Raw genomic sequence first — 26,296 nt, 5'->3', positions numbered from 1 at the left:
TTCCCGCGCCGCGATGGATCCCGGCCCAGCACATCCATGTGCCGTGATACCGGCCGTTATTGCATAATCCGAACGCAGGACATGACTGCGCGTACACTCCCGCACGCGCCAACCGATGCGTCCAACATGAGCGAACGTCCATCCTCTCCGCTTGCCGGCACGCCCACGCAACCGGGCCTGTATGCGCCGGCCCGGCTCGCCAGCCTCGCCGCGCTGCTGATCCTGACCCTGGTGCTCGGCACCGCGGCCATGCTCCACGTCAGCTACCGCGACACCCTGCGCCAGGAGCAAACCACGCTGCGCAACCTGGCGATCGCCTTCGCCGCCCAATCGCAAGTCGTGGTGCAGGCGGTCGACCAGGCGCTGCGCCAGGTCGAGCGCGGCTACCGGCCGGCGGCCGATGGACAAGTCCAGCGGCTCGTCTATTTCGACGAAGAGGGACCGGCGCGCGAATACCTGCTCGGCCTCCATGTCTTCGGGCCGGACGGCCGCCTGCTGGCGAGCGGGGTACCGCAGGGCGCGGCCAGGCCCGCCCCTGCCGCACCTGCCGGCGCCTTGACCCAGCCCGATGGACTCCGGATCGGCATCACGGCGGTCGACCGGCGCACCGGGCGCGGCATCATCGAAGTCGTACGGCCCTTGCGCGACAGGGAGGGGCGGCGCATCGGCTCGATACTGGCCGAAGTCGACTCCGAACAGTTCGAGCGCATCTACAGCCTGGTGGAACTGGGCGAAGGCGGCTCGGTGACCCTGCTGCACCGCGACGGCACGATGCTGGTGCGCGGGCCCACCTTGCCGATGAGCATCGGACGCTCGTTCGCGCATACTCCCCTGTTCAAGAAGCATCTGCCGGCCCGGCCGCGCGGCGACTTCGACACGATCAGCCCGGTCGACGGCCTCGCACGGCTCTACGGCTACGATGCAGTCGGCAATTATCCACTCGTAATCATCACGGGGATGAACAAGTCCGCAGCGCTGGCGCCCTGGTATGGACGCCTATGGACGGCCGCGTCGCTGCTGACCCTGGTATGCCTGGCGCTGGCCTTCCTGGCCTGGCGGGTCGCACGCGACACGCGGCGCCAGCAAACCCTGATCGCGCGCCTGGAAGCGAGCGAAGCACAGGCCGGCCGCAGCGCCGGCTACCTGGCGGCGATCCTGAATGCGGTGCGCACCCCGATCTGGGTGCTCGACGGTGCGCGCCAGCTGGTAGTCTGGAACGAGGCCTTCACGCGTTTCGTCGGACGCACGCCGGCCGAACTGGCCGGGCGGCTCGAGTCCGAGGTACTGGACCCGGCCGGGGCAGCCGAACGCGAGCGGCGCTACGCGCTGGTGCTGGGCACTGGCCGCACCGACGAGGCGCTGGCCACTGTCGAAGACGGTGCCGGCGACGCCCGCAGCGTGATCCAGCAGACCTCGCAACTGCTGGACGCCTCCGGCCAGGTCCAGCTCGTCAACCTGCTCACCGACATCACCGAGCGCGAACGGGCGGAGGCGCACCTGGCCTACCTGGCGAACTTCGACGACCTGACCGGCCTGCCGAACCGGAATCACTTCCGCCACCTGCTCGAGGCCGAACTGGCCGACGCCGCCGCCAAGGGAGCAGGACTCGGTGTCCTGGTCGTGTCGCTGGCCCGCCTGCACGAGATCAGCGACCTGCTCGGCCACGAAACGGGCGAGGCGGCGCTGCGCGAGATCGGCAGACTGTTCCAGTCGCAGCTTCCGCGTGCCGTCGGCGTGGCGCGGATCAAGAGCAACGAGTTTGCGCTGGCGGTGCATGCGCACCACGGCCGCGGCGAACTGGAAGAATTCGCGCAAGCCCTGCATGGCCGCTTGTCCAGCCCCTTCACCGTCAACGGCCGCGAGTTTTTCCTCGAACCCCGGGTCGGCGTGTCGCTCTTTCCCGACGACGGACACAGCGCGGACGAACTGTTCCGCCGTGCCGAAAGCGCGCGCAACCGCAGCGGCGCCGATGGCGATACCATCCACTTCTTCTCGGAAAGCGCGCAGGACGATCTCGATGAACGGCTCACGGTCGAAGCCCAGCTGCGGCGCGCGCTCGAGCGCGGCGAACTGCGCATGGTCTACCAGCCGAAGGTCGCGCTCGGATCGGGCCGGATCGTCGGCTTCGAGGCGCTGCTGCGCTGGAACAGCGCGGAACTGGGAGAGGTCTCGCCGGCGCGCTTCATCCCGCTGGCCGAACGCACGGGACTGATCGTGCCGATCGGCGCCTGGGTGCTGCAGGAAAGCTGCCGCCAGCTGGCGCGCTGGAATGCGGACGGGGCACAGTTGAAAGTGGCGGTGAACCTGTCCCCGCGCCAGTTCGACCAGAAAGACCTGGTAGCGATGATGAAGCGCTGCATCGAGGCCACCGGCGTCGATCCGGCCGCGCTCGAATTCGAAATCACGGAGACCGCGCTGATGCGGCGCGAGGGGGAAGTGGACGCCCTGCTGCACGCGATCCGCGCGCTCGGGGTCGAGTTGTCGATCGACGATTTCGGCACCGGCTACTCGAGCCTGGCGGCGCTGAAACACTTCCCTGTGCAGCGTCTCAAGATCGACCGCGCCTTCATCCGCGACCTCGGCCGCGACGAGGACAGCGCAGCCATCGTGCGCTCGATCCTGAACCTGGCGCGCAACCTGAAGCTGTCCGTGGTGGCCGAAGGCGTCGAGACGGAGGAGCAGTTGCTTATCCTGCGCACGCTGGCCTGCGACGATTACCAGGGCTTCCTGTTCAGCCGCCCGGTCGAGGCCGACCAGGTACCGGCGCTGGTCGAGAGCAACCGCGCCGTGCCCGCCTGACCGGACTCTTAGAACTCTTCCCAGCCGTCGCCGGCGGTCGCTGCGACTTCCTTCGGCGCGCGACGCGGCTGGGTGGCGGCCTTGGGAACGGCCGGCTTGGCGAGCGCCGGGCGCACGACAGGCGCCGCAGGCTTGGCCACCGCAGCCGGACGCTGGACCGGCGCTGCTGCTGCCGCTGCCGGCGCACCGGCACCGCCCTCGATCCGGAAAGCGCCCACGGTACGCGCCAGCACCGCCGCCTCCTGCTGCAGCGACTGCGCCGCCGCCGAGGCCTGCTCGACCAGGGCCGCGTTCTGCTGGGTGGTCTGGTCCATCTGCACGATGGCTTCGTTGACCTGCGTGATGCCGGCCGTCTGTTCCTGGCTGGCGGCGCTGATCTCGGCCATGATGTCGGTCACGCGGCTGACGCTGGCGACGATTTCCTTCATGGTCGCGCCGGCCTGGTCGACCAGCTGCGAGCCGTGCTGCACCTTGCCAACCGAGTCGTCGATCAGGCTCTTGATTTCCTTGGCGGCAGCGGCGCTGCGCTGGGCCAGGTTGCGCACTTCGCCGGCCACGACCGCGAAGCCGCGGCCCTGCTCGCCGGCACGGGCCGCTTCCACCGCCGCGTTGAGCGCCAGGATATTGGTCTGGAAGGCGATGCCGTCGATGACCGCGATGATGTCGACGATCTTGCGCGAGGAGTCGTTGATCGAGCCCATGGTCTCGACCACCTGCGCCACGACCTCGCCGCCCTTGCCGGCGATCGCCGATGCGGAGCCCGCCAGCACGTTGGCCTGGCGCGCGTTGTCGGCGTTCTGCTTGACGGTCGAGGTCAGTTCTTCCATCGAGGAAGCCGTCTCTTCCAGCGAGCCGGCCTGCTGCTCGGTGCGCGAAGAGAGGTCGAGGTTGCCGTCGGCGATCTCGCCCGAGGCGGTGGAAATCGTGTCGGTGCCGGCCCGCACGCGGGTGACGATCTCGACCAGCGCGTCGTTCATGTCGCGCAGGGCGGCCATCAGGCGGCCGGTTTCGTCGTTCGAACGCACCTCGATGCGCTGGGTCAGGTCACCCTGGGCAACGGCGCCGGCGATCTTGACCGCTTCTTCGAGCGGACGCACGATGGCGCGCACCAGCAGCCAGCCGAGCCAGGCGGCAATCACCAAACCCACGACCAGGCCGCCGAAGCAGACCAGGCGCACGAGCGCGACGATTTCCTGCGAACGCTTGAAGTCCGCAGCGGCCACGTCGGTCTGGATCTTGACCAGCCCGGCGATGTTCTTACCCATCGGGATCGCCAGTTTGTGCATCGGTCCATTCATGCGCGCCGTGGCGCGATCGATATCGCCTTCTTTCAGCGCCGCGATGATGGGCTTCAGGGCCTGGTCCAGGAAACGTGCACGCGATGCCGCAAACTGCTGGGCCAGCTGCTTTTCGTCGTCCGCCATCTTGGTGGTGCTGTATGCCTGCCAGGATTTGTTGGCCTCGGCGATGTTGGCCTCGACTTGCTCCATGATCGGCCCGGCCGGGTCGCCGGTCGCGATGGCCTTGGAAACCAGGATCTGGTTCAGCATCACGATCTGCTGGACTTTGTTGAGCTCGGCAAGGGCCACAAGGCGGTCGTCGTACATGCTCTGCATCGCATCGTTCGACTTCTCCAGGTTGAGGATGCCGACCGCAAAACCGGCGATGAGTTCGATGGCGAGAAAGCCAATGACAAAGATGAGGCGCGTCTTGATAGTGATGTTCTTGAACATGATTCGACCGCTGAAAAGTAAGTGGAAGGCAGAGCCCTAGCTCATTGGATTATAGAAATTTTCGAATCCCCCAGGAAACACTATCGGATATCCACACTGGATTTCCATTTTTCGTCGTGCGAGGACAACGAAACGATAACAAGCCGTCATGGCCCGTGAATGAAACGACAAGGCCTTGTTTCTGCGGCGCAAACGGTTTGCCTATAGAATGCTGCGATCAAGTATTTTGGTTTTATAAGAAGAACGACATGACGCTTCCCGTGATCCTCAACCTCGCCGTCGCCCTGCTCGTCTGCGCCCTCCTCTACCGCATGCAGGCGGCCCACGCCTCCTTCACCAAGCGCGTCTTCAGCGGCCTCGGCCTGGGGGTGCTGCTGGGTGCGGCGCTGCAGGCGATCTACGGCGCCGGTTCGCCCACGGTCGCGGCCACCAATGCCTGGCTCGACGTGCTCGGCAGCGGCTACGTGAAACTGCTGCAGATGATCGTGATCCCGCTGATCATGGTCTCGATCATCGGCGCCATCCTGAAACTGCGCGATGCCGCCTCGCTCGGCAAGATCAGCGCCCTGACCATCGGCATCCTGATCGCCACGACGGCGGTGGCCGCCATGATCGGCATCCTGATGGCGAAACTGTTCGGCCTCACCGCCGTCGGCCTGACCGCGTCGGCGGCCGAGGTGGCGCGCGGCGAATACCTGCAGGGCTCGCTGTCGACGGCAAAGGAGATCTCGCTGCCCTCGATGCTGCTCTCGTTCATTCCGGCCAATCCCTTCCTCGACATGACGGGCGCGCGCAAGACCTCGACCATCGCGGTCGTGTTCTTCTCGGTGTTTGTCGGCATCGCGGCGACCGGCATCGCCGCCAAGAAGCCGAGCGAGTTCGCCTCCTTCAGCCATTTCGTGCACGTCGCCCACACCATCGTGATGCGCATGGTGACCCTGGTGCTGCGCCTGACGCCCTATGGCGTGTTCGCGCTGATGACCAAGGTCGTGGCCGGCTCCAGCCTGCAGGACATCCTGAACCTGGCCAGCTTCGTGCTCGCGTCCTACAGCGCCCTGATCCTGATGTTCGGCGTGCACCTGATCCTGGTGGCACTCAGCGGCCTGAACCCGGCACGCTACGTGAAGAAGATCTTCCCGGTGCTGGCCTTCGCCTTCACCTCGCGCACCAGCGCCGGTTCGATTCCGATGAGCGTGGCAACCCAGACCACGCGCCTGGGCACGCCAGAAGGCATCGCCAACTTCGCCGCCTCCTTCGGCGCCACCATCGGCCAGAACGGCTGCGCCGGCATCTATCCGGCCATGCTGGCCGTGATGATCGCGCCGACGGTCGGCATCGATCCGTGGACCGCGAGCTTCATCCTGCCGCTGCTGGCCATCGTCGTGTTCGGCTCGATCGGCGTGGCCGGGGTCGGCGGCGGCGCCACCTTCGCGGCCCTGATCGTGCTTTCCGCGCTCGACCTGCCGGTGGCCCTGGCCGGCCTGCTGATCTCGATCGAACCGCTGATCGACATGGGGCGCACCGCCCTGAACGTGAGCGGCTCGATTACGGCCGGCACCATTACTTCGCGCGTACTTGGCGCCACCAACATCGCGGTATTTAATAGCGACGCGGAAACCAATCTGGACAGCGAAGAACAGACCGCCTGACCCTTAAAAAAGTTATTAGTTTGCGCACGGAATCGTGCGCGGTCCACCTGCCGAATCTGTCTATGATGATGTCATGTCAACATCAACGACGGGCAGGTAATGGAACAAAAGTGGCCACAGGAACTCTGGCTGATCCGGCACGGGCAAAGCGCAGGCAACGTCGCACGTGACGTTGCCGAAGCTGCTGCCGGGCACGAAATCGACATCGCCGAGCGCGACGTCGACGTGCCGCTCTCCGAGCTGGGCATCCGCCAGTCCGAAGCCCTCGCCTCCTGGTTCGCCAGCCTGCCCCAGCACGAGCGCCCCAACGTCGTCCTGCACTCGCCCTATGTGCGTGCGGCCGAGACCGCCAAGATCCTGATTCGCCGCCTCGAGCGCGACACGCTGCTGGCTATCAATGCCGACGAGCGCCTGCGCGAGAAGGAATTCGGCATCCTCGACCGCCTCACCACGCACGGCATCGCCCACAAGTATCCCGAGCTGTATGCGCAGCGCCAGCACGTCGGCAAGTTCTACTTCCGTCCGCCGGGCGGCGAGAGCTGGTGCGACGTCATCCTGCGCCTGCGCAGCGTGCTCGACACCCTCAGCCGCGACTGGTGCCACGAGCGCGTCGTGATCGTCGCCCACCAGGTGATCGTCAACTGCTTCCGCTACCTGATCGAGCGCCTCGACGAAGCCAGCATCCTGGCTTTCGACCGCGCCGGCGACGTGCCGAACTGCTCGGTCACCTCGTATTCCTTCGACCCCATCCAGGGCAAGCATGGCCGCCTGGTGGTGCGCCTCGTGAATTTCGTCGCTCCGCTCGAGAACACCGGTACGCCGGTTACCGTCGGCAAGGACGTGCCGTCCGCACCGAAAGCCTGAGGCAGCGTGTCGATGAACATGATGAATGCGATCCACGCCCCTGCCGCCGTGCACGACGTCACTACGCAGCTCCTGCGCGAGTGGCCGCTCCCGATGCCCGCCGTCGAAGGCGACAAGGAAGTACGCGGGCACGTGCTGATCCTGGGCGGCTCGCGCGAAATGCCGGGCGCCGTCATCCTCGCTGCCACCGCCGCCTTGCGCGCCGGTGCCGGCAAGCTGACGGTCGCCACCGGCGCCAGTGTCGCCCAGCTGGTGGCGCTGGCCATGCCCGAGGCGCGCGTCATCGGCCTGGCCGAAACCGAGGCCGGGGGCTTCCTGCCGGAAGCGATTGCCCGGCTCGACCCGCTGGCCGACCGCGTGAACGCCATGCTGATCGGACCGGGCATGCAGGACGAAGCGGCGGCGGCCGAACTGGTGCACGGCCTGCTCGAACGCATGCAGGGCAGTGACACCGCCGTCGTGCTCGACGCCTGCGCCATGGGCACGCTGCTGCATGCGCCGCCGGGCTGGGCGCCGGGTGAAGCCTTCCGTTTCCAGCAGCCTGTCATCGTCACGCCCCATTGCGGCGAGATGGCGCACCTGACCGGCATCGAGAAGGACGAGATCGTCTCCGGGCCCGACGCCCGGGCGCTGGCATCGAGCGCGCAATGGAACGCGGTGGTGGCACTGAAAGGCGCGCGCACCGTGATCGCTTCGCCAGAGGGCAACATGTGGCAGCACGAAGGCGGCAATGTCGGCCTGGCCATCTCCGGCTCGGGCGACACGCTGGCCGGCATCATCACCGGCCTTGCGGCCCGCGGTGCGAGCCTGGAACAGGCCGCCTGCTGGGGCGTGGCCCTGCATGCACGCGCCGGCGAACGCCTGGCCGAACGCATGGGCACACTCGGCTACCTGGCGCGCGAGATCCCGGACGAGATCCCGGCCTTGCTCGAATCGATCGCCGGCGACACGCCGGACGATACAAAAATGTCATGAAATAGAGGCCTTGAAATAAAGGCATCTGCACCAACCATCCAGCTGTCGCTGGGGGAAACGGTTGAACGGAGAACTGTTTGACCGGTATCAAAGTCCGCTAGTTCGATCGCGGAACAAAGCAAGAAGGTGACAATTCGACGAACTGTCGGTAGGCACGGCAGTCTAATTTTTTCAGTCGAATTCGTGCACTGAACGGGGCCGCGTGTTGCGTCGGTTCCCTGGTGGTTATGCCAATGAGCACAGGCCGCATCAAATCACCGATGCGTCCGACAAGAGGTTCATGGCAGAACCGAACTGGCGCCGCTGTTCTCCACCGCCTCACCTGGAGACATCGGCACAAGATAGACGTGAACGAGGAGTGTAAACAATGAACGCAATCACCAAAGCACCAAAAATCCTGCTGACCGCTGCCCTGCTGGCTTCGATGCTCGGCGCATGCAAGAAGAACGATACCGCCGGCACCGGCGCAACGGGCGACACCTCGGCAACTTCGCCGAGCTCGACGTCGGGCACGAGCGGCACCACCGGCACCACGGGTGACACCGGCACCGGCGCAACCGGCACGGGCGCAACCGGCACCGGCGCAATGGGCACCACCGGCGACACCTCGGGCACTGGGGCTACCGGCACCGGCGCAACGGGCACCGGCACGGGCGCAACCGGCACCACCGGCGACACCACCGGCACCGGCGCTTCCGGCACCACCGGCACGGGCGCTACCGGTACCACCGGCACCAGCGGCACCTCGGGCACCACCGGCACCACCACCTCGGGCGGCACCACCGGCAACACCGACTCGTCGGGTACCGGCAGCACCACCGGCACTGGCACCACGGGCACCGGCCGCTAACCGGCAGGTCTGTCCAAAAACCGGAGCCCCACAACGCGGGCTCCGCGTTTGCACCTGGCCGGCAATCTGCGCCGGCGTTTCAATGCAGTCCTGCGGCAGCCCCGCTGTACGCAGGCTTTCGTCTCTCCTCCCTGTCCCTCGTTTTGGTCGTGCTGTCGAGCGCCCGCTTTCGGCTGCGCCTTCCGCCTGTAGCATCACGCCCGGCTGTTTCCGCTCTGTCAAACAGCGCACAGTGCATGCCGCAGGACCGTGACACAATGCACTTCATCCCCGTGCCGCCAACTGTGCGCGGCAGCGGCAAGCCATCGAATGAGGAGCTCCACCATGCGCAAGATGAAGACCATACCGACCGTCGTACTGACCGCGGCTTTCCTGGCCGCCACGCTCGGCGCCTGCAGCAAGAAGGATTCCGGCATCGGGGGCGCCGGCGATGCCGCCCACGTGACCGAGCGGGTCGAAGGAAGCGGCGGCGGTTCGGCTGCCGGGGTGAGCGGCGCCACCGGGAACTCGGGCAATGCGGGTTTGTCCTCGACCGAGTACAACACCAACAATACGCCGCGCACCGTCGGCAAGGAGGAAGGCACGCAGGAGAACAGCCTAGGTGCAGTGGGCGGCGCGAGCGGGGTCGACGGCGTCAAGCCGGTCGATGCCAGCGGCAACACGACCGGCGGCGCCAATCCGGGCGGCGCTCCGATGCAGAGCGCCCCGGCAGCGGGCACCGATCACGTCGGCCATACCGGCAACACGACCGGCACCGGCCCCGCTTCCACCAAGCCCGGTTCCGGCGGCGCGGGCAGCATCCACTAAGCAGCGCCAAGACGAAAAAAAGCCCGCTCGCGCGGGCTTTTTCACGTTGCAGCGACGCTTTTATACGCCTTCGGTCACCTTGGCAACCGGCGCCTTGGCCAGCGGCACCGCCGGCTTGCGGCCGCGGCCGGTGGCAAGACGGAAGCCCCGCACGACGAGGCGGAACACCAGGCGCACGAAGGTCAGCGTCAGGATCGCTTCGATGAAGGTCATCACGAAGGCCGGCAGTGCGGTGAAGCGCTCCACGCGGCGATGGAACTTGGCCGCCATGCGGTCGCGGGCGATCTCGATGCTGTCGTAGAAGGTCGGCACGACCAGCAGGGTCAGGAAGGTCGAGGTGATCGTCCCGCCGATGATGGCCACCGCCAGCGGCTGGTAGAACTTGCCGTCCGGACCGAGCGCCAGGGCCACCGGCAGCATGCCGGCGATCAGCGCGAAGGTTGTCATCAGGATCGGGCGCAGACGCATGCGGCCCGCCTTCATCAGCGCATCCTCGCGGTCGTAGCCTTCCGCTTCCAGGGCGCGCGCCGCGTCCAGCAGCAGGATCGCGTTCTTGGCCACCAGGCCCATCAGCATGATGATGCCGATAAAGCTCATCAGGTTCAGGGTGCCCCCGGTGATCAGGAGCGCCAGCACCACGCCGATCAGGGACAGCGGCAGCGACAGCATCACGCCCAGCGGGGCCGTGAAGGAGCCGAACTGCATCACCAGGATCAGGTACATCAGGCCGATACCGCCGAGCAGCGCGATCGTCATTTCGCGGAACAGTTCCTGCTGATCCTTGCCGGCGCCGCCCAGGGCCAGGCCATAGCCCGGCGGGAAGTCGAAGGTCTTGGCCAGCTTCATGGCGTCGGCCGTGACTTCGCCGCTGGAGCGGCCCTGCGCGTTGGCCGAGACGGTGATCACGCGCTTGCCGTCCTTGTGCACGATTTCCGACGGACCTTTACCCATGCTGATGCGGGCGATCTGTTCCAGCGGCACCATCATGTTGGTGCCGGCAATCGCGATCGGCAGGCGCTCGATGTTTTCGATGTTGACGCGGTCTTGCGGATGCAGGCGCACCGCGACGTCGCGCGTCTCGCCGGTCGGGTCGACCCAGTCGCCGACTTCGATACCGGCGAAGGCCACGCGCAAGGCGGTGGCGGCATCGCCCACCGACACGCCCATCGAGTTCGCAAGTCCCCGGTCGAGTTCGATCTGCAGCTCGTTCTTCGGATCCTGCTGCGACAGCGTGACGTCGACCGCGCCCGGCACCTGGCGCAGCTTGTCCATGTAGGCCGTGGTCAGCTCCATGAGCTTGCGTGAATCGGCGCCGGTGAACTCGATCTGGACCGGCTTGCCGCCGCCGTTCAGGTCGTCGAGCACCGTGTACTCGGCGCCCACCAGCTGGGCTACCTTGGTGCGCAGTTCGGCGCCGATGGCGGCCGCGGTGCGGTTGCGCGTGTTGCGCTTGCCGATCTCGATATAGATCGAGCCGCCGCTCGGCTTGATGACGCTGTCGGTGGCGCGGGTTTCCGGAATGGTGCGCGCCAGCGCGGCCGCCTGCTCCATCTTGAGGCGCGCATATTCCAGGCTCGAGGAAGCGGGGGTGCGCACCTCGATCATGATCTTGTTGCCGTCGCCCTTGGGCAGGAAGCTGGTGCCGCCGAAACTACCCTGCAGGAAGATCGCGCCGATAAAGGTGGCCAGTGCGATCACACCCATCCAGCGGCGGTGGTGCAGCGCCCAGGCGATGACGTTGCCGTAGCGCGCAGCCTGGCGGTCGAACCAGTCGTTGAAGCGGCCGAGCACCTTCGAGATGCCCTTCTTCGGCGCATGATGATGGCCCGGCGGGTCGCCCCAGTAGGCCGACAGCATCGGGTCGAGCGTGAAGGAGATGAACAGCGAGACCAGCACCGAGCAGGTCACGGTCAGTGCGAACGGACGGAACCACTCGCCGGCGATGCCCGGCATGAAGGCCACCGGAATGAACACGGCCATGATCGAGAAGGTCGTGGACGCGACCGCCATGCCGATCTCGGAAGTGCCGACCAGGGCCGCGGTACGGCGGTCGGCGCCGTTTTCCATGTGGCGCACGATGTTTTCCCGCACCACGATGGCGTCGTCGATCAGCACGCCGATCGCCAGCGACAGCCCGAGCAGGGTCATGAAGTTCAGCGTGAAGCCGCACAGCCAGACCGCGATGAAGGCGGCCAGCACCGAGGTCGGCAGCGACAGCGCCGTGATCAGGGTCGAGCGCCAGGAGTTCAGGAAGGCGTAAACCACGAACACGGTCAGCACGGCGCCGAAGACCAGCGACTCGATCACGTTGTTCAGGCTCGATTGCGCCTCGTTGCCGCCATCGCGGGTAATGTTCAGCGAGCTGCCCTTCGGCAGTTCCTTGTTGATTTCCTCGACGAGCTTGCGCACTTCCTTGGCGATCGACACGGTCGAGGCATCGCGGGTCCGGACGATGGAGATGCCGACGTTCGGCGAGCCGCTGTGGATCGAGGCGCTGTCGACGTCGGCGAAGCCGTCGCGGATCTCGGCGACCTGGTTCAGGCGCACGATGGTCTCGCCCATGCGCTTGACGACGACCTGCGAGAAGTCTTCCGGACGCTCGATGCGGCCGATCAGGCGGATGCCCTTCTCGTCCATTTCGCCACGTACCTTGCCCACCGGCGCGTTGGTGTTCTGGTTGCGCAGGGCGTTCGCCACTTCGCTGACCGAGACGTTGTATTCGCGCAGTTTATCGGCTCGCAGCAGGACCGAGAGCTCGCGCCGCAGCGAACCGTTGACGTTGACGGTCGACACGCCTTCGATCGCACGGAAACGGTCGGCCAGCACGTCTTCGGCCAGGCGCGACAGTTCGGCGTGCGACTGCGCGCTCGAAGACAAGGCCAGCTGCATGATCGGCTGCGAGGCCGGATCGACGCGGCGCAGGATCGGCTCGCGCATTTCCGTCGGCAATTTATAACGCACCGCCGAGATGGCGTTGCGCACGTCGTCCGAGGCTTCGATCAGGTTACGCTTGAAGTCGAACTGCAGCACCATCGTGGCGCTGCCCTCGTTCGCATACGACTCGACCTCGGTCACGCCCGGCACGCTGAGCATCTGCTTTTCCAGGCGGTTGACGATCTCGCGCTCGCTGGTTTCCGGCGAAGCGCCCGGATACGGGATGTTGACGACGATGACAGGGATCTCGACGTCCGGGTTCTGGTTGACGCGCAGCTTGGACAGGGCCAGCAGGCCCATGCACATCATGCCGACGATCAGCACGATCGTGGCGATCGGCTTCTTGACTGAGAAATTAGAAAGGAACATGGCTCAGTTTCCCTTAGTTACCCTTGGCGGCCGGGACGGTCGCGCTGGCCAGGGTCTTGCTGGGGGCGGCGCCCGCGAACTGCACCTTCTGGCCATCCTTCAGGTTCGAGCTCGGGTTGCGCAGCACGGTGTCGCCGGCGGCCAGGCCTGCCTTGATCTCGATATTACCGGTGCGCTGGTCGCGCGCGCCGGTCTGCAGGTCGACTTTCGACAGCAGATTGCCTTTCACGCGCCAGGTGTAGGTCTTGTCGCCGGCCTTGACCAGCGCGCTTTCCGGCAGCATCAGCACGTTCGACGTTTCGGCGTCGATCCGGCCTTCCGCGTACAGGCCGGCCACGCGCGGCTGTTCGCCGGTCAGGCCGACCAGGACTTCGACCTGGCGCGTGATGTCGTTGGCCGAGGCGTCGATGCGGCGCACGACGCCGGTGAACTGCTGGGTGCCGTAGCCGTTGATATGGTATTTCACTTGCTGGCCGACCTTGATCGTGCTGATCTTGTCGGTCGAGACGCGGCCTTCGAAACGCATGCTGGTCGGATCGATGACCTTCACCAGCTCCTTGCCGATGGTGGCGGTGTCGCCGGCCGACACCTTGCGGTCGCTGACGATGCCGTCAAAGGGCGCGCGCACCGAGGTGCGGGCAATCTGCTGGCGTGCCAGCGCCGCGCGGCTGCGCGCCGCCGACAGTTCGCTCAGGGCGCTGTTGCGGCGTACTTCGGCTTCATCCTGGGCCGCGGCCGAGGTCATGCCCGAGGCGCGCAGGGTTTTCAGGCGCTCGAGCTGGCGGTTGGCCTGGTCGAGCGCCTGGCTTGCTGCGGTCACGCCGGCGTCGGCCGAGACCAGGGAATCACGGATCGCCGTCTCGTCGAGTTTCACCAGCAGGTCGCCTTTCTTGACCGGCTCGCCGTTTTCCTTGAGCACCTGCAGCACCACGGCCGAGACTTCGGCGCGCAGGTCGGCGCGGCGTTCCGGCTGGATCGAGCCGGTGATCACGGGACCGGAGGCCAGGGCGTCACTCGAGACCGTCAGCAGGTCCTGCGGCGCGACCAGCAGTTGGTCCGGGCGGGTGTCCTTCTGGCTGGCCCCTGCCACGGCTTTGCCGTCGGGCTTTCCTTGGTCCTTGGCCTCCTTGTTGCAGGCGGCCAAAGTGGACGCGATAGCAAGGATAAGTAGTGTGTTGCGCAGCATTGAGGATCTCCCAGATTGGACTCTGACGTGTATTTATAAAAATTGGATAGAAACTGTCAGCGCGCAGTATCTAGGAGGCGGCCCCACCCGTCAATTGACGATCCCGCGCGTTGTTATTTTGGATGGATGAACTGCGAAATGCTGCGATGAGCTGCATGCATATCGGACGAAATGCACGGAGCCCGGGGCACGGCCCCGGGGTGAACGACGATCAACCGCCAAACAAATTGAATACCAGGAAACCCATGCCGATGCCGGTGGCGATGCCGCCGCAGATTTCCACCAGGGTATGCCCCATGCGCTCGCGCAGGACCTTGTGGTTGGCGGCGCCCAGCGACAGGCGGTTAAGGCCAGCGGCATGCTGGTTGATGGCGGCGGCCTGGCGACCGACGTGCTGGCGCAGGCTGTTGGCGTCGATCATCACGATGAAGGCGAGCGTGACCGCCACGCCGAAGGCCGGGTGGCCGATGCCCTCGCGCAGCGCGATCAGGGTCGCCATGCTGGTGACGACCGAGCTGTGGTTGCTGGGAAAGCCGCCATTGCCGACCAGGTTGAAGGCCCAGCGCCGCTGGCGCGCGCTGTTGATCAGGAACTTGATCGGGCCGACGATCAGCCAGGTAAGGAAGGGGGTGACGAGGTAAGCGTAGTCCATGGAATCCTTGTGCGGGGAAGTGCCCCGGGTTGAATGCATATGCCGGGCGGAATTATCGCAGAAGCAATGCCCGATAGCGACCTGATAGCGGCCTGCACTGCGCCATGAGGCCCCTGCTGCGGTTAAGATAGAGAAAACTGTGGCATTTTGCCAATACCAAACAACAAAACGGAAAACGAGGAATCGACATGCAACACTTCAGGCTTTCCTTTGCCGTGACCATCGTGCTGATGGCGCTGGCGGGCTGGTGGGGTTTCGAACATGGGGGGATGCCGGGCCTGCTCAGCGCGCTGTGGATCACGGCGGTGCTGGGCGTGCTGGAAGTGTCGCTGTCCTTCGATAATGCGGTCGTCAACGCGTCGGTCCTGCGCCATTGGAACGAGTTCTGGCGCAAATTGTTTCTGACGGTCGGTATCCTGGTGGCCGTGTTCGGCATGCGCCTGCTGTTCCCGCTGGTGATCGTCTCGGTCGCCACCGGCCTGGGCCTGATCGACGTCTGGCATATGGCGATCCAGACCCCGCAGGAATACTCGCGCCACCTGACCGAACACCATGCGGAAGTCTCGGCCTTCGGCGGCGCCTTCCTGATGCTGGTTTTCCTGAACTTCCTGTTTGACGAGGAAAAGGAATTGCACTGGCTCGGCTGGATCGAGGAAAAGGTCGGTAAGTACGGCTCCGAAGGCCTGGCCATCCTGCTCACCCTGCTGGCCGTGTTCTTCGCCATGAGCCTGATGCCCGAGCCGCGCAAGCTGCCGGTGCTGATTTCCGGCGTGGTCGGGGTGCTCGTGTATGTGGGCGTGGACTGGATCAGCGGCCTGCTGGAAGAAGAGGAAGAAGACCCCACCATCGGCAAGATGATCTCGCAGGGCAGCATCGGCGGCTTCCTCTACCTGGAAGTGCTGGACGCCTCCTTCTCCTTCGACGGCGTGATCGGCGCCTTTGCCATCACCAACGACGTCGTCATCATCATGCTGGGCCTGGCGATCGGCGCGATGTTCGTGCGTTCGCTGACCGTGTTCCTGGTCTACAAGGGCACGCTGCAGGAATTCGTGTATCTCGAGCACGGCGCCCACTACGCGATCGGCATCCTGGCGCTGATCATGTTCGCCAGCGTGCACTACCACATTCCGGAATGGTTCACGGGCCTGTCGGGGCTGGCCTTCATCCTGGTCTCGCTGTGGTCCTCGGTGCGGCACCGCAGGCGCCTGGCGCTGGAAGAAACCCACGACAAGGCCGAGATCGTTTAAGCGTCTTAGGACTCCCTTAAATGGCGACGCTGCCATTTTGACAATCGGGGCGCGCGTGGCAGAATGGCGCCACCGCGCCCCGAGCGCCCTCTTCCACTCACTATTCCTGACACCATGCCGAAAGCAATGCCGCAACGCGCCGTCGCCATCCTGCTGTCCCTCGTCGTCGCCCTCGTCGTCATCGGCGGGCTCTACACCTGGTTCACGCTGACCTGGTCGTATTCGGAAGGCACGCGGGCCGGTTACCTGCAGAAGTTTTCGAAAAAGGGCTGGCTGTGCAAGACCTGGGAAGGCGAAATCCTGCTCTCGAGCATGCCGGGGGCAATTCCGGAACGCTTCGCCTTCACCGTGCGCGACGACAAGCTGGTGCAGAAGCTGCAGTCGACCATGGGTCAGCGAGTAGAAATCAGCTACGAACAGCACCGCGGCGTGCCGACCAGCTGCTTCGGTGAGACCGAGTATTTCGTGAATGCGGTGAATACCGGGCCGGTGTCGCCCGTATCGCCGAGCGATGCGCCGAAGGGCGCGCAGTGATATTGATTACGTATCACCGCTGACCGGTGATACGTTTTACATATCGATGATTATTCGCTGGTGTTCTTGCGCTGGGCCATGATCACCTCGGCCAGGCGTGCCGCAGCCTGCTGCGCCGACGGCTGCTTCTTCAACCGGCCCAGCACCTCGCGGGTAATGTTTTCCGATGCCGTGCGCTGACGCGCTTCCGACTTGCGCTCGACAATGGCGTCCTCGGTCGCCGACAGCTCGGCCGCCTGCTCTTCCAGACGCTTCGTTTCCAGGTCCAGCAATTCGCGCCGGGCGTCGGCCATCTGCTGCGTGGTCGCGGCGGTGCGCTTCTGCATCTCGGCGTGGGCTTGCGCGTGTTCCAGCAGCGCGCGTTGGGCGTCGCGTTTCTCCAGGGCCGCCTGCGCGGCCGCCGATTCGGCCAGCTCGCGCTCGCGCGCAAGACGCGCCGCTTCTTCCTCGGCTTCGCAGCGCACGCGCGCGGCCAGCGCCGCTTCCTCGTCCGACGCCAGGCGTTCGGCCGCGGCGGCATTCGCACGGGTATCGAAATCGAGCTGTTCGCGCTGGGCCGCCAGCTTGCGTTCGGCATGGGCCAGGGCTTCCGCCGCAGCGGCGGCTGCTTCGCGTTCGGCCTCGAGGGCCGCTTCGGTCGCGGCCAGGCGCGCCTGTTCGCTGGCTAGCCGTTCGGCCTGCATCCGTTCCAGTTCGGCGGCTGCATCCAGCGCGGCCTGCGCAGCGGCTGCCGCGGCTTGCTGCGCGGCCGCCGCCTCGAGGGCCTGCGCGGTCTCGAGGCGCTGCGCTTCCAGGGCCGCCTGCGCGGCTTGCGCGGCGCGCTGTTCGGCGTCGAGCCGCTCGCGCAGCGCTGCCGCATCAAGCGCTTCGGCCTCGGCGCGCGCCGTGGCGGCCGCGGTCAGGGCACGCTCGGCGTCCAGCTTTTCCTGCTGGCGCGCCAGCGCCGCATTCTCCGCATCGAAGCGCGCGCGTTCGGCCGCGGCCAAGTTCTCCGCCTCCTGGGCGCGGCGTTCGGCCAGGTCCGCTGCCGCCTGTTCGCGTTCGAGCGCTTCTCTGGCCAGCGCCAGCTCGGCTTCCTGGGCCGCGTTGGCGCGTGCTCTCGCGTCGGCCGCGGCCTGCGCCAGCACGGCGCGCTCGTTGGCGAGCGTGCGCTCGCGTTCCTGCTCGCGCGCGTCCACCTCGGCCGCCTGGGCCGCCTCGCGGTCGGCCTCGGCGCGCTCGCGCGCATGCTGGGCGGCCAGGGTCTCGGCCTGCAGGCGGGCTTCGACTTGCAGGCCCGCTTCGTGTTCGGCTTCGGCGCGCGCCAGGGCCACTTCGCGCAGCTTGCGGTCGGCCTCGATGCGCGCTTCGGTTGCGGCCGCGATGCGCGCTTCGGCATCGCGCCGCGCTTCCGCGGTGGCGGCGGCGGTCTGTTCCAGGCGCTCGCGGTGGAGCGCGGCGTCGCTCAATTCCTTCTCCAGCTGCAGGCGCGCGCGCAGGGTGTCGGCGGCGATGCGGGTCGAATCGGCCTGCGACTGGGCGATCGATTCGCGCTCGTGCTCGACGTGGGCCAGGGCGCGCGCCTCTTCCAGCGCGCGGGCTTCGGCGGTGGCGCGGGCAAAGGCCGAGCTCAGGGCGATCTGGTCGGCGCGCTCGCGCTGCACGGCCAGTTCCAGCGCCTCGGCCTCGACCTGTGCCAGCTTTTCGGCGGTCTGGCGCGCGGCCTTTTCGGCCCGTTCGCGCTCGCGCGCCAGCACGGCGACGCGCGCATCGGCGCTGGCGCTGTGCAGCACCTCTTCGCGCGCGGCCTGGACGGCGGCGACGCGCTCGGCGGCCTGGCGCCGCGCTTCCTCGGTCTGTATCAGCAAGGCTTCGGCGGCCTGCGCGGCCTCGAGCGCCATCGCGGCTTCGAGCTCGATCTGCTCGGCGGCGCGGCGCCGGGCTTCCTCGGCCGCACGGGCGCGTGCTTCGACGGCCAGGCGCCCTTCGGTGTCGGCCTGGACCCGCGCGCGCAGCTCGGCCGTTTCCAGGCGCATCGCTTCCAGGCGCTCGTTGGTGGCCAAGGCGGCGGCGCGCAGGGTTTCCAGGCGGTCGCGGTTGAGTTCAATGACCTCTTCCGAGGCCTGGGCATTCGCCAGCGCGGCGGCCGCGGCGGCGGCATCGAGGGCGGCGCGCTCCTCGGCCAGCGAGCGGGCACGTGCCTCGGCGTGGGCGCGCGTCTCGGCGGCGACGTTGGCTTTCGCTTCCGCCTCCACACGGGCGATGGCTTCCTTGATCGCCATCTTTTCCGAACCTTCCCGGTCCGCCGGCGGGGCGGCCGGCGGCACATGCTGGGCCAGGGCGGGCGGCATGTCGATGGTGAAGTCGGTATCGTCGTGAGGTGCTGGTTCCATGCTCATTCTCTGTTATAGGGCGCGCCCGTCCATTATCGGTGAAACCCGGCAATCACGGCACGCCGAACTGCGCGGTAAATCCCGCGTATTTTCCTGCTTATACCGGCCACAGCGGCGGCTCGTCCATGAGGGCGACCTGCTCGCGCAGCTCGAGGATGCGGTCCTGCCAATAGCGCTGCGTGTTAAACCAGGGGAAAGCCGCAGGAAAGGCCGGATCGTCCCAGCGCATCGCCAGCCAGCCGGCATAGTGGATCAGGCGCAGGGTGCGCAGGGCTTCGACCAGGTAGAGCTGGCGCGGGTCGAACTCGCAGAAGTCCTCGTAGCCGGCCAGGACGTCGCTCATCTGGCGCACCATCTCGTGCCGCTCGCCCGACAGCAGCATCCACAGATCCTGGATCGCGGGCCCCATGCGGCTGTCGTCAAAGTCGACGAAGTGCGGCCCGTCGGGCGTCCACAGCACGTTGCCGCCGTGGCAGTCGCCGTGCAGGCGCAGCGTCGGCTGCCTGCCGGCGCGCTCATAGCAGCGCGCGACGCCATCCAGGGCCTGCTCGACCACGCTGGCATAGGTCGCGCGCAGCTCGGACGGAATGAAGTCGTGCCTGACGAGATAATCGAACGGCTCGCGTCCGAAGGTCTGGGGATTAAGCTCGGGACGCAAAGCGTAGGGTTTCACCGCGCCGACGGCGTGGATGCGGCCGATGAAGCGCCCCATCCATTCCAGGGTATCGGGGTCGCCCAGTTCCGGCGCCCTGCCCCCGCGGCGCGGGAAGACGGCGAAACGGAAGCCGTCGAAATTGTGCAGCGTGCGTCCGTCGATCGTCATCGCCGGCACCACCGGGATCTCGTGCTCGACCAGCTCGGCCACAAAAGCGTGCTCTTCCAGGATGGCGGCATCGCTCCAGCGCTCGGGCCGATAGAACTTGACCACGACCGGCTCGCCCTCGTCGCGCCCGACCTGGTAGACCCGGTTTTCGTAGCTGTTCAGGGCCAGCAGGCGGCCGTCGCCGTGCAGGCCGACGCTGTCGACGGCGTCGAGCACACAGCCCGGATCGAGCCGGGAGAATGGGTGCGCCGCGCTTTCGTCGGAAGAAATAGACTCGTTATGCATATCGCTATTGTAAGTCGCGGCGTGTTATTTCGTACGCCTGGCGGCCCTGAGGCGTTAAACTGACGGACTTCACGCATTTAAAGCACACATTAAGAGCACTCCATGCAACTCGAACAGCCCCTCACCGAAAAAGAATTCGACGAACTCGACCAGTTCCTCCTCTCCGAGCGCAGCCCGGAAGACGCGATGACGATGGACACCCTGCACGGCTACCTGACCGCGATTGCGATCGGTCCGGAAACCATCATGCCGGCCGAATGGCTGCCGCGCGTGTGGGGCGAAGGCGACGCCGCCGTGCCGAAATGGAAGAACGGCAAGGAAGAAGAACGCATCATCAACCTGATCATGCGCTTCATGAACGAAGTCCTGATCACCTTCGAAGTCGCGCCCAAGGAATTCGAGCCGCTCTACTGCGAGCACGAGCACAAGGGCCAGACCCTGATCGACGCCGAAGCCTGGTGCTGGGGCTTCTGGGAAGGCATGGAACTGCGTCCCGGCTCCTGGGACCCGATCTGGGAATCCGAGGTCGCCGAACTGATGCGTCCCCTGTACCTGCTGGGCGCCGACGAGATCGAGGAAGAAGAACTGCCCCTGGTCGAAGACCCGGTCAAGGCGCACCAGCTGGCGCTGGAAATCGAAGCGAACCTGCCGGCGATCTACAAGTACTGGCTGCCACTGCGCAAGGCGGCGGTGGAGACCGTGCGGCACGAGACGCCAAAGGTCGGGCGCAATGACGACTGCCCTTGCGGGAGTGGGAAGAAGTACAAGAAGTGCTGTGGGGCGGAATCGGCCTGATCGGGCATTGCCTACAGTAATGGAGCCCGGCGATATGCCGGGCTTTTTGCTTTCGGTTTCAGAACCCGGGCGACCGTTCACCAAATCACATCATTTCCTTGGCTTGGCGTCCTCGCCCGCGGGGGCGGCGCGATTCTGCGCGGCTGCCGCCGCGGCAGCTTGCTGCTTCTGTTTTTCCTTTTTCTTTTCAGCATGGTGACCGACCGCGCACCCGATCGCGGCGCCAGCCACGCCATGCTTGCCTGCGACGTGGCCGATGACACCGCCGGCCACGGCGCCCTTGCCGCAGCCGGCCTCGGCCGATCCGGCAGCCAGCAACAATGCGGTACTGACGACCGCGAGCGAAAGTTTGGTACGCATGAAGCTCTCCTTTTGTAAGTCAACGAGCTTCACAGTACGCGCTTCGTCGGCGGGTAACCGTTAGCGCGCTAACATAGATCCTTCGGGACCTCTATTCGTTGGCGCAAGCTGTACACCATGAACAGCAGATCCCCACACTCGAGGGTTACGCCTCGTTCAGTCAGACTGCTCTTCGTCATCTAGCGAATCCCAATCCTCGTAGCCGATGGGCTCGCTCATGGCCAAATCCCATACCATCGAGTGATGCTGGACTTCGAACCACTCCTGAAACATCTTGTAAGTCCGCTTCTGTGGCCACCAGGATTCGACCGTGTACCACTCATTCAGGTATTCTTCAAAGAACATCTGCCATCTGCGTTTCACCCACTTCTCGGCATCTTCGTGGTCACTCAAGGCATTGGGGACGAGAAAAGCATTTTGGTCCTGACGCAATTGTTCGAGGGTTAGAGCAGGCGGATCTGGATCGACCCGCATGATCCAGTCGAGCACTGGTTGCTTGGGCATCAAGATGATTAAATGGCGGTTGATCGTAAACCGGGAATGGTTGTTCATGGTAGAGCGGGTCACAGGAAAACCTCCATTCTAGCTGGTGCAAACGGCAACTCCGCTATCCCGTGGCCCGGGTTATCGGAGTGTCCGACGCGCCATTCGTTGCCGCAAGCTGTACACCATGAACAGCACGATCCCCAGGTTGACGAGCAGCAGACCCAGGCTGAGCAGGCTGGGCCGGTGGATCAGCTCGCGCACCTCGAACGGGACGTAGACCGCCCCGCTGAGGGCCGCAAAACCTTCGCCCCACACCCGTTCGAACCACAAGCCGTAGGCTTCGACCAGACGCACGGCCGAATAGGCGAGCGCCGCGGCGGCGAGTTGTTGCAGGCGCGCGTCGTCGAGCTTGCCGGCATACTCGATGAAGACGCGCGGCGTATGGGAGGCGGGGTTCAGGTGGCCATGCCTGACCAGTGCCTCGGCAAACTGTTGTACGTCCCGGTGCAGCAGGGCGAACAGGCCGAAACCGGCGAGCAGGACGACCAGGCCCTTGGCCGCTTCGAGTGCAGCTACCGTGCGGATTCCCTGTGCAAGATGCATGTCTGTTTTTCCTGACCAGTCCTCATTTCAGGAACTCTACCAGTTTCGGTATCACGACCTGCGGCGCCTCTTCCATCAGCCAGTGGCCGGCGCCCGGCACGATTACCCCTTCGACCTTGTTGTCGACCAGCCGGGCCTGGTCGATCAGGACCTGGCCGGACGCCTTCTCGCCGGTCAGCACCAGCATCGGGATCGTAAGCGGTGTGCGCGCGTAGCCGGCGAAATCGGCGGCATCCCGCTCGAACGCACGGAACACCTCGAAACCCGCGGCCATGCGGCCTTCGCGCGCATAGGCCGCGGTGTACAGCTTGCGGTCCCCTTCCGGAATGGAGCGATTCCTGTCGGCCGCGAAATCGTTCCAGAAGTGTTCGAAGTAGATTCGTTCGCGTCCCTTGACCAGGGCCAGCGGCGTCGGGCCGTAGAAGTGGAAATGCCATAAGTCGCGCAGCAACCAGACATCTTTCCAGTTGCCCACGCCCGGCAGGAAGGCGTCCATGAGTGCGATCTTGCCGACCTCGTTGCGGTACTGGGCGGCGTAGGCGTACGCGACCATCAGGCCGATGTCGTGACCGACCAGCTTGACGCTGGGCAGGCGCAGGCTGGCAACCAGGCCGTGCACGTCCTGCGCCATCTGCGTCTTGGTGACGCCCTGGGCGGGAATCGAGGACTGGCCGAAACCCGGCAGGTCGGGCGCAATGACGAGGTGCTCGCGCGACAGTTTGTCGATCAGCGGCAGCCACATGTGGCTGGTCTGGGCATAACCGTGCAGCAGGATCACCGGGTCGCCTTTTCCGGCCACGAGGTAATGGATCCGCTGGCCGCCCACGTCGGCGAAGCGGCTTTGCGGCGTCGCGGCCAACACGGTCGAGGATGGCAGCGCAAGGACGAACACAGGGACGAGCACAAGCAGGACCAGGCTGCGAAGGAGCCCGGCAAGGAGAGAACGATTCATGACAGCCTCCTGGGACAGGTGAGTGCGCGTATGCGCATCGGTGCCTACCACTCACCTTGGACACCCAATCGGACGCCGTGTCACGGCCACGCCATGCCGTCCGGTAGAAATCGCCTGAATCGATTGCGAGGTATGATCGATCCATAGCCTGCCGGGCTCAAGCCGGTTCGATCGATCACTCAAGGAGGCCGCCATGCGCGCAACCATGTTGATGACGGCAAGCGTCGTTTGCTTGCTGGGATGTGCAAGCCCTCAGGAAAAGGCCATGCAGCAGCAAGCGGAGATGGACCGCATGATGGCCGAATACGGGCCGGCCTGCGTGCAGCTCGGCTTCGCTGCAAATACGGATCCCTGGCGCAACTGCGTCGTGCAGATGGCGACGAAGAACGGCAGCTACCGCGGCGGGGTATCGACCTCCATTTTCGGCGGATTCGGCAGCGGTGGACGTTCCGGCCTGGGCATTGGCATCGGAATAGGACGCTAGGTCCAGGCGCTAGGCGGCTAACCGCTCCTCGCTCAAGGCTGCCAACAAATCGGACTGGCTGACCAGCCCCACCATCGCGCCATCGGCGCCGGTGATCGCCACCTGGTGATAGCCGCCGTCGCGCAGCAGCGGTACCAGCTGCGCCAGCGGCGCCGAGGCGTCCAGCGCCACCACGCGCTGGCGCATCGCATCCTCCACGTACGGCCCTGCCCCTGGCACCAGCTGGCGCAGGCGCATCCCCCAGCCCACCATGCGCAGCAGGTCGTCCTGGGCGATCACGCCGCGCAGGTGGCGGCTTTCGTCCAGCACCGGCAGCGATTGCAGGCGGTAGCGCAGCAGCAGTTCGCGCGCGTGTTCGAGGGTGTCGCGCGGCGAGACGAAGACGATGTGGGTCGACATCAGCTCGGCGCAGGTGCGCTCGTTGAAGTGGCGGTGCAGCGCCAGCTGGCGGGCGTCGTCGACGATGGCCAGCAAGTCGTCGCGGCTGACGTCCAGCACTTCGCCGTAACGCGCCAGCGCCGCTTCCAGGTCGCTTTCGGTAATACCCAGGCGCGCCCCCGGTGTCGGGTCGCCGGTGGCGTGGACATTCTTGTCCGCCGCGTGCTGGGCGTGCGGGTAGCGGCGGCCGGTCAGGTTGTTGTAGAGGATGGCCGCGATCACGATCAGGGCCGAGTTCAGGGCCACCGGACTGAGGGCGAACAGGAAGCCGGCGTCGTGCACCGCCTGCCCTCCCAGCACCGTGGTCAGGGCGACGGCGCCGCCCGGCGGGTGCAGGCAACGCAGCGCGAACATGATGCCGATCGCCAGTGCGCCGGCCAGCGGCGCGGCCAGCAGCGGATCGGGCACCAGGTGCAGGCAGGCGACGCCGACCAGGGCCGAGATCGTATTCCCGCCCACGACCGACCAGGGTTGTGCGAGCGGACTGGCCGGTACGCAGAACAGCAGCACGGCCGAGGCGCCCATCGGCGCGATCAGCCAGGACGCAAGGCTTGGCTCCAGCACGTGGGTGAGCAGCGCGGTGAGGAAAAGGCCGATGCAGGCGCCGATGCCGGCACGAAGTCGCTCGGTGTTGCCGGCGGGGAGAGGCTGGGGCAGGAAGCCGTGCAGCCATTGGATGAAGGTGGCGCGCATGAAGTCGGACTGCGTGAATCAGGCAAAGACTGCAATTACACCACAAGGATTGCTGCGCTGCAGGAGGCGCACCATTTTCGTGCAAGGTACTTAGCCATCTTTATCATCAATTTCGTCAATGCGCGTGAACGCACGGACGAATTCATTTTCCCCTGCGACCCTGAGCCTCGGTAATCACAGGCGGCGCGCCGTGCTGCGTGATACAAAAATTGACGAAAAGGATACTCCCATGAAAAAAGCATTGCCACTGACGCTGCTCGCCAGCGCCGCCCTGCTCGCCACCAGCGCCTGGGCTGCCGACGCCGCCAAGCCGCCCAAAGCGGAATCGCACATGCAGAAGGTGCTCGACGCCCACGCATCGCTGAACCCGAAACCGATCGAGACCCTGACGCCCGAGGAAGCGCGCAAGCAGCCGACGCCGGCCGACGCCGTCAAGAAAGTCCTGACCGACATGAAGAAATCGACGGCGCCTGAACCCGGCGTGACGATGAAGACCATGACGGTGGGCAGCGGCGACGCCAGCTTCCCGGTCCACATCTACACGCCTGAAGGCAAGGGCCCGTTCCCGATCATGATGTATTACCACGGTGGCGGCTTCGTCATTGCCGACACCAAGGTCTATGACGCCAGCCCGCGCGCCCTCGCGAAAATGGCGAACGCGATCATGGTCGCGGTCGACTACCGCCAGGCGCCGGAGCATCCCTTCCCGGCCGCGCCGAACGACGCGTTCACTGCTTACCAGTGGACCCTGGAGCATGCGAAGGAATTCAACGGCGACCCGACGCGCGTGGCGGTCGGCGGCGAGAGCGCGGGCGGCAACCTGGCGACCGTGGTCTCGATGATGGCGCGCGACAAGAAGGTCGCCCTGCCCGTGCACCAGCTGCTGGTGTATCCGGTCGTGAACGACGACATGAACACGCCTTCGTACCAGAAGAACGCCAACGCCAAGCCGCTCAACAAGGCGATGATGGGCTGGTTCTTCAAGCACTACAAGGGCGACCCGAAGAATCCGTATGCGCTGCCGATGAAGGCCGACTCGCTCAAGGGCCTGCCGCCGGCGACCATCATCGCGGCCGAGATCGATCCGCTGCTGTCCGAGGGTAAAGCCTATGCGGACAAGCTGAAGAAGGATGGCGTGGCGGTGGACTACAAGGAATACAGCGGCGTGACGCACGAGTTCTTCGGCATGGGCGCGGTGGTGCCGAAGGCGAAGGATGCGGAGCAGTATGCGGCGGATGCCTTGAAGAAGGCGTTTGCGGCGAAGAAGTAAGCACCTAAGGTTCTGATGCTGTAACGCGTGGAGTCGAGAGCGGTTCGTCGCCCGCTCCACCCTTCGTAGGGTGGAGTCCCGACTCCACGCGTTTACGGCGCTTGCCTACTACCACCTCCATTGATGTACGATACGC

At 65.7% G+C, this 26,296-nt stretch carries 22 protein-coding genes; 11 read left to right on the top strand and 11 right to left on the bottom strand.

Annotated features, from left to right (window positions below; all coding sequences use genetic code 11):
• Window positions 1–126 precede the first annotated feature (126 nt).
• On the top strand, window positions 127–2,799 hold the full coding sequence (locus C2862_RS01850; RefSeq protein ID WP_168709980.1) for an EAL domain-containing protein: 2,673 nt from the start codon (window positions 127–129) through the stop codon (window positions 2,797–2,799).
• An 8-nt stretch (window positions 2,800–2,807) separates the two neighbouring features.
• Here C2862_RS01850 and C2862_RS01845 read toward each other — a convergent pair whose 3' ends face one another.
• Complete coding sequence (locus C2862_RS01845) at window positions 2,808–4,532, bottom strand: methyl-accepting chemotaxis protein (RefSeq protein WP_136218390.1); 1,725 nt, start codon at window positions 4,530–4,532, stop codon at window positions 2,808–2,810.
• Between the two features lie 248 nt (window positions 4,533–4,780).
• Between C2862_RS01845 and C2862_RS01840 the strand changes: the two genes are divergently transcribed.
• From C2862_RS01840 to C2862_RS01820, 5 genes are all read left to right on the top strand, one after another.
• Window positions 4,781–6,181, top strand: coding sequence for an L-cystine transporter (locus C2862_RS01840; RefSeq protein WP_136218389.1), 1,401 nt, complete (start codon window positions 4,781–4,783; stop codon window positions 6,179–6,181).
• 99 nt (window positions 6,182–6,280) lie between these two features.
• Window positions 6,281–7,045, top strand: coding sequence for a histidine phosphatase family protein (locus tag C2862_RS01835; RefSeq protein WP_136218388.1), 765 nt, complete (start codon window positions 6,281–6,283; stop codon window positions 7,043–7,045).
• Between the two features lie 12 nt (window positions 7,046–7,057).
• On the top strand, window positions 7,058–8,020 hold the full coding sequence (locus tag C2862_RS01830) for an NAD(P)H-hydrate dehydratase (protein WP_307723530.1): 963 nt from the start codon (window positions 7,058–7,060) through the stop codon (window positions 8,018–8,020).
• A 367-nt stretch (window positions 8,021–8,387) separates the two neighbouring features.
• On the top strand, window positions 8,388–8,870 hold the full coding sequence (locus tag C2862_RS01825) for a hypothetical protein (protein ID WP_229467248.1): 483 nt from the start codon (window positions 8,388–8,390) through the stop codon (window positions 8,868–8,870).
• 324 nt (window positions 8,871–9,194) lie between these two features.
• Window positions 9,195–9,677, top strand: a complete 483-nt coding sequence (locus C2862_RS01820; protein ID WP_136218387.1) for a hypothetical protein — start codon at window positions 9,195–9,197, stop codon at window positions 9,675–9,677.
• 60 nt (window positions 9,678–9,737) lie between these two features.
• Here C2862_RS01820 and C2862_RS01815 read toward each other — a convergent pair whose 3' ends face one another.
• From C2862_RS01815 to C2862_RS01805, 3 genes are all read right to left on the bottom strand, one after another.
• A complete protein-coding gene (locus tag C2862_RS01815) occupies window positions 9,738–12,980 on the bottom strand; it encodes an efflux RND transporter permease subunit (RefSeq protein ID WP_136218386.1) in 3,243 nt (1,080 codons plus the stop codon).
• A gap of 13 nt (window positions 12,981–12,993) precedes the next feature.
• On the bottom strand, window positions 12,994–14,166 hold the full coding sequence (locus C2862_RS01810; RefSeq protein WP_136218385.1) for an efflux RND transporter periplasmic adaptor subunit: 1,173 nt from the start codon (window positions 14,164–14,166) through the stop codon (window positions 12,994–12,996).
• Window positions 14,167–14,377: 211 nt separating this feature from the next.
• Window positions 14,378–14,818, bottom strand: a complete 441-nt coding sequence (locus C2862_RS01805) for a divergent PAP2 family protein (RefSeq protein WP_136218384.1) — start codon at window positions 14,816–14,818, stop codon at window positions 14,378–14,380.
• A gap of 188 nt (window positions 14,819–15,006) precedes the next feature.
• On the opposite strand from C2862_RS01805, the gene C2862_RS01800 reads away from it, so the two are divergent.
• Window positions 15,007–16,065 carry a DUF475 domain-containing protein gene (locus tag C2862_RS01800; protein ID WP_136218383.1) on the top strand — a complete coding sequence of 353 codons (1,059 nt, stop codon included), beginning with the start codon at window positions 15,007–15,009 and terminating at the stop codon, window positions 16,063–16,065.
• Window positions 16,066–16,191: 126 nt separating this feature from the next.
• A complete protein-coding gene (locus C2862_RS01795; RefSeq protein WP_229467247.1) occupies window positions 16,192–16,599 on the top strand; it encodes a hypothetical protein in 408 nt (135 codons plus the stop codon).
• 50 nt (window positions 16,600–16,649) lie between these two features.
• Here the strand turns inward: C2862_RS01795 and C2862_RS01790 are convergent, their stop codons facing one another.
• Both C2862_RS01790 and C2862_RS01785 read right to left on the bottom strand, forming a co-directional pair.
• Entirely contained in the window at window positions 16,650–18,971 is a 2,322-nt protein-coding gene (locus tag C2862_RS01790; protein ID WP_229467246.1) for a hypothetical protein, read from the bottom strand.
• Window positions 18,972–19,068: 97 nt separating this feature from the next.
• Window positions 19,069–20,079, bottom strand: a complete 1,011-nt coding sequence (locus tag C2862_RS01785; protein ID WP_136218380.1) for a serine/threonine protein kinase — start codon at window positions 20,077–20,079, stop codon at window positions 19,069–19,071.
• Between the two features lie 102 nt (window positions 20,080–20,181).
• Here C2862_RS01785 and C2862_RS01780 point away from each other — a divergent pair, with 102 nt between their 5' ends.
• Window positions 20,182–20,874: a UPF0149 family protein gene (locus tag C2862_RS01780; protein ID WP_136218379.1), complete on the top strand. Its 693-nt coding sequence runs from the start codon at window positions 20,182–20,184 to the stop codon at window positions 20,872–20,874.
• 90 nt (window positions 20,875–20,964) lie between these two features.
• Here C2862_RS01780 and C2862_RS01775 read toward each other — a convergent pair whose 3' ends face one another.
• The 4 genes from C2862_RS01775 to C2862_RS01760 all read right to left on the bottom strand — a co-directional run bounded on the left by C2862_RS01775 (window position 20,965) and on the right by C2862_RS01760 (window position 23,275).
• Entirely contained in the window at window positions 20,965–21,234 is a 270-nt protein-coding gene (locus C2862_RS01775; RefSeq protein ID WP_136218378.1) for a hypothetical protein, read from the bottom strand.
• Between the two features lie 156 nt (window positions 21,235–21,390).
• Window positions 21,391–21,801, bottom strand: a complete 411-nt coding sequence (locus tag C2862_RS01770; RefSeq protein WP_229467245.1) for a hypothetical protein — start codon at window positions 21,799–21,801, stop codon at window positions 21,391–21,393.
• Window positions 21,802–21,858: 57 nt separating this feature from the next.
• A complete protein-coding gene (locus tag C2862_RS01765; RefSeq protein ID WP_136218377.1) occupies window positions 21,859–22,323 on the bottom strand; it encodes a DUF2127 domain-containing protein in 465 nt (154 codons plus the stop codon).
• Window positions 22,324–22,345: 22 nt separating this feature from the next.
• Window positions 22,346–23,275, bottom strand: coding sequence for an alpha/beta fold hydrolase (locus C2862_RS01760; protein WP_136218376.1), 930 nt, complete (start codon window positions 23,273–23,275; stop codon window positions 22,346–22,348).
• A gap of 265 nt (window positions 23,276–23,540) precedes the next feature.
• Here C2862_RS01760 and C2862_RS01755 point away from each other — a divergent pair, with 265 nt between their 5' ends.
• On the top strand, window positions 23,541–23,759 hold the full coding sequence (locus C2862_RS01755) for a hypothetical protein (RefSeq protein ID WP_136218375.1): 219 nt from the start codon (window positions 23,541–23,543) through the stop codon (window positions 23,757–23,759).
• Between the two features lie 9 nt (window positions 23,760–23,768).
• On the opposite strand, the gene C2862_RS01750 is transcribed toward C2862_RS01755, so the two are convergent.
• Window positions 23,769–24,890: an HPP family protein gene (locus tag C2862_RS01750; RefSeq protein ID WP_136218374.1), complete on the bottom strand. Its 1,122-nt coding sequence runs from the start codon at window positions 24,888–24,890 to the stop codon at window positions 23,769–23,771.
• A gap of 229 nt (window positions 24,891–25,119) precedes the next feature.
• Here C2862_RS01750 and C2862_RS01745 point away from each other — a divergent pair, with 229 nt between their 5' ends.
• Window positions 25,120–26,160: an alpha/beta hydrolase gene (locus tag C2862_RS01745; protein WP_210735837.1), complete on the top strand. Its 1,041-nt coding sequence runs from the start codon at window positions 25,120–25,122 to the stop codon at window positions 26,158–26,160.
• Window positions 26,161–26,296: the final 136 nt, after the last annotated feature.

Source organism: Massilia sp. Mn16-1_5 (assembly GCF_004798585.1).
Classification (GTDB): domain Bacteria; phylum Pseudomonadota; class Gammaproteobacteria; order Burkholderiales; family Burkholderiaceae_D; genus Telluria.
This window is presented reverse-complemented; position numbering and strand designations above follow the sequence as displayed.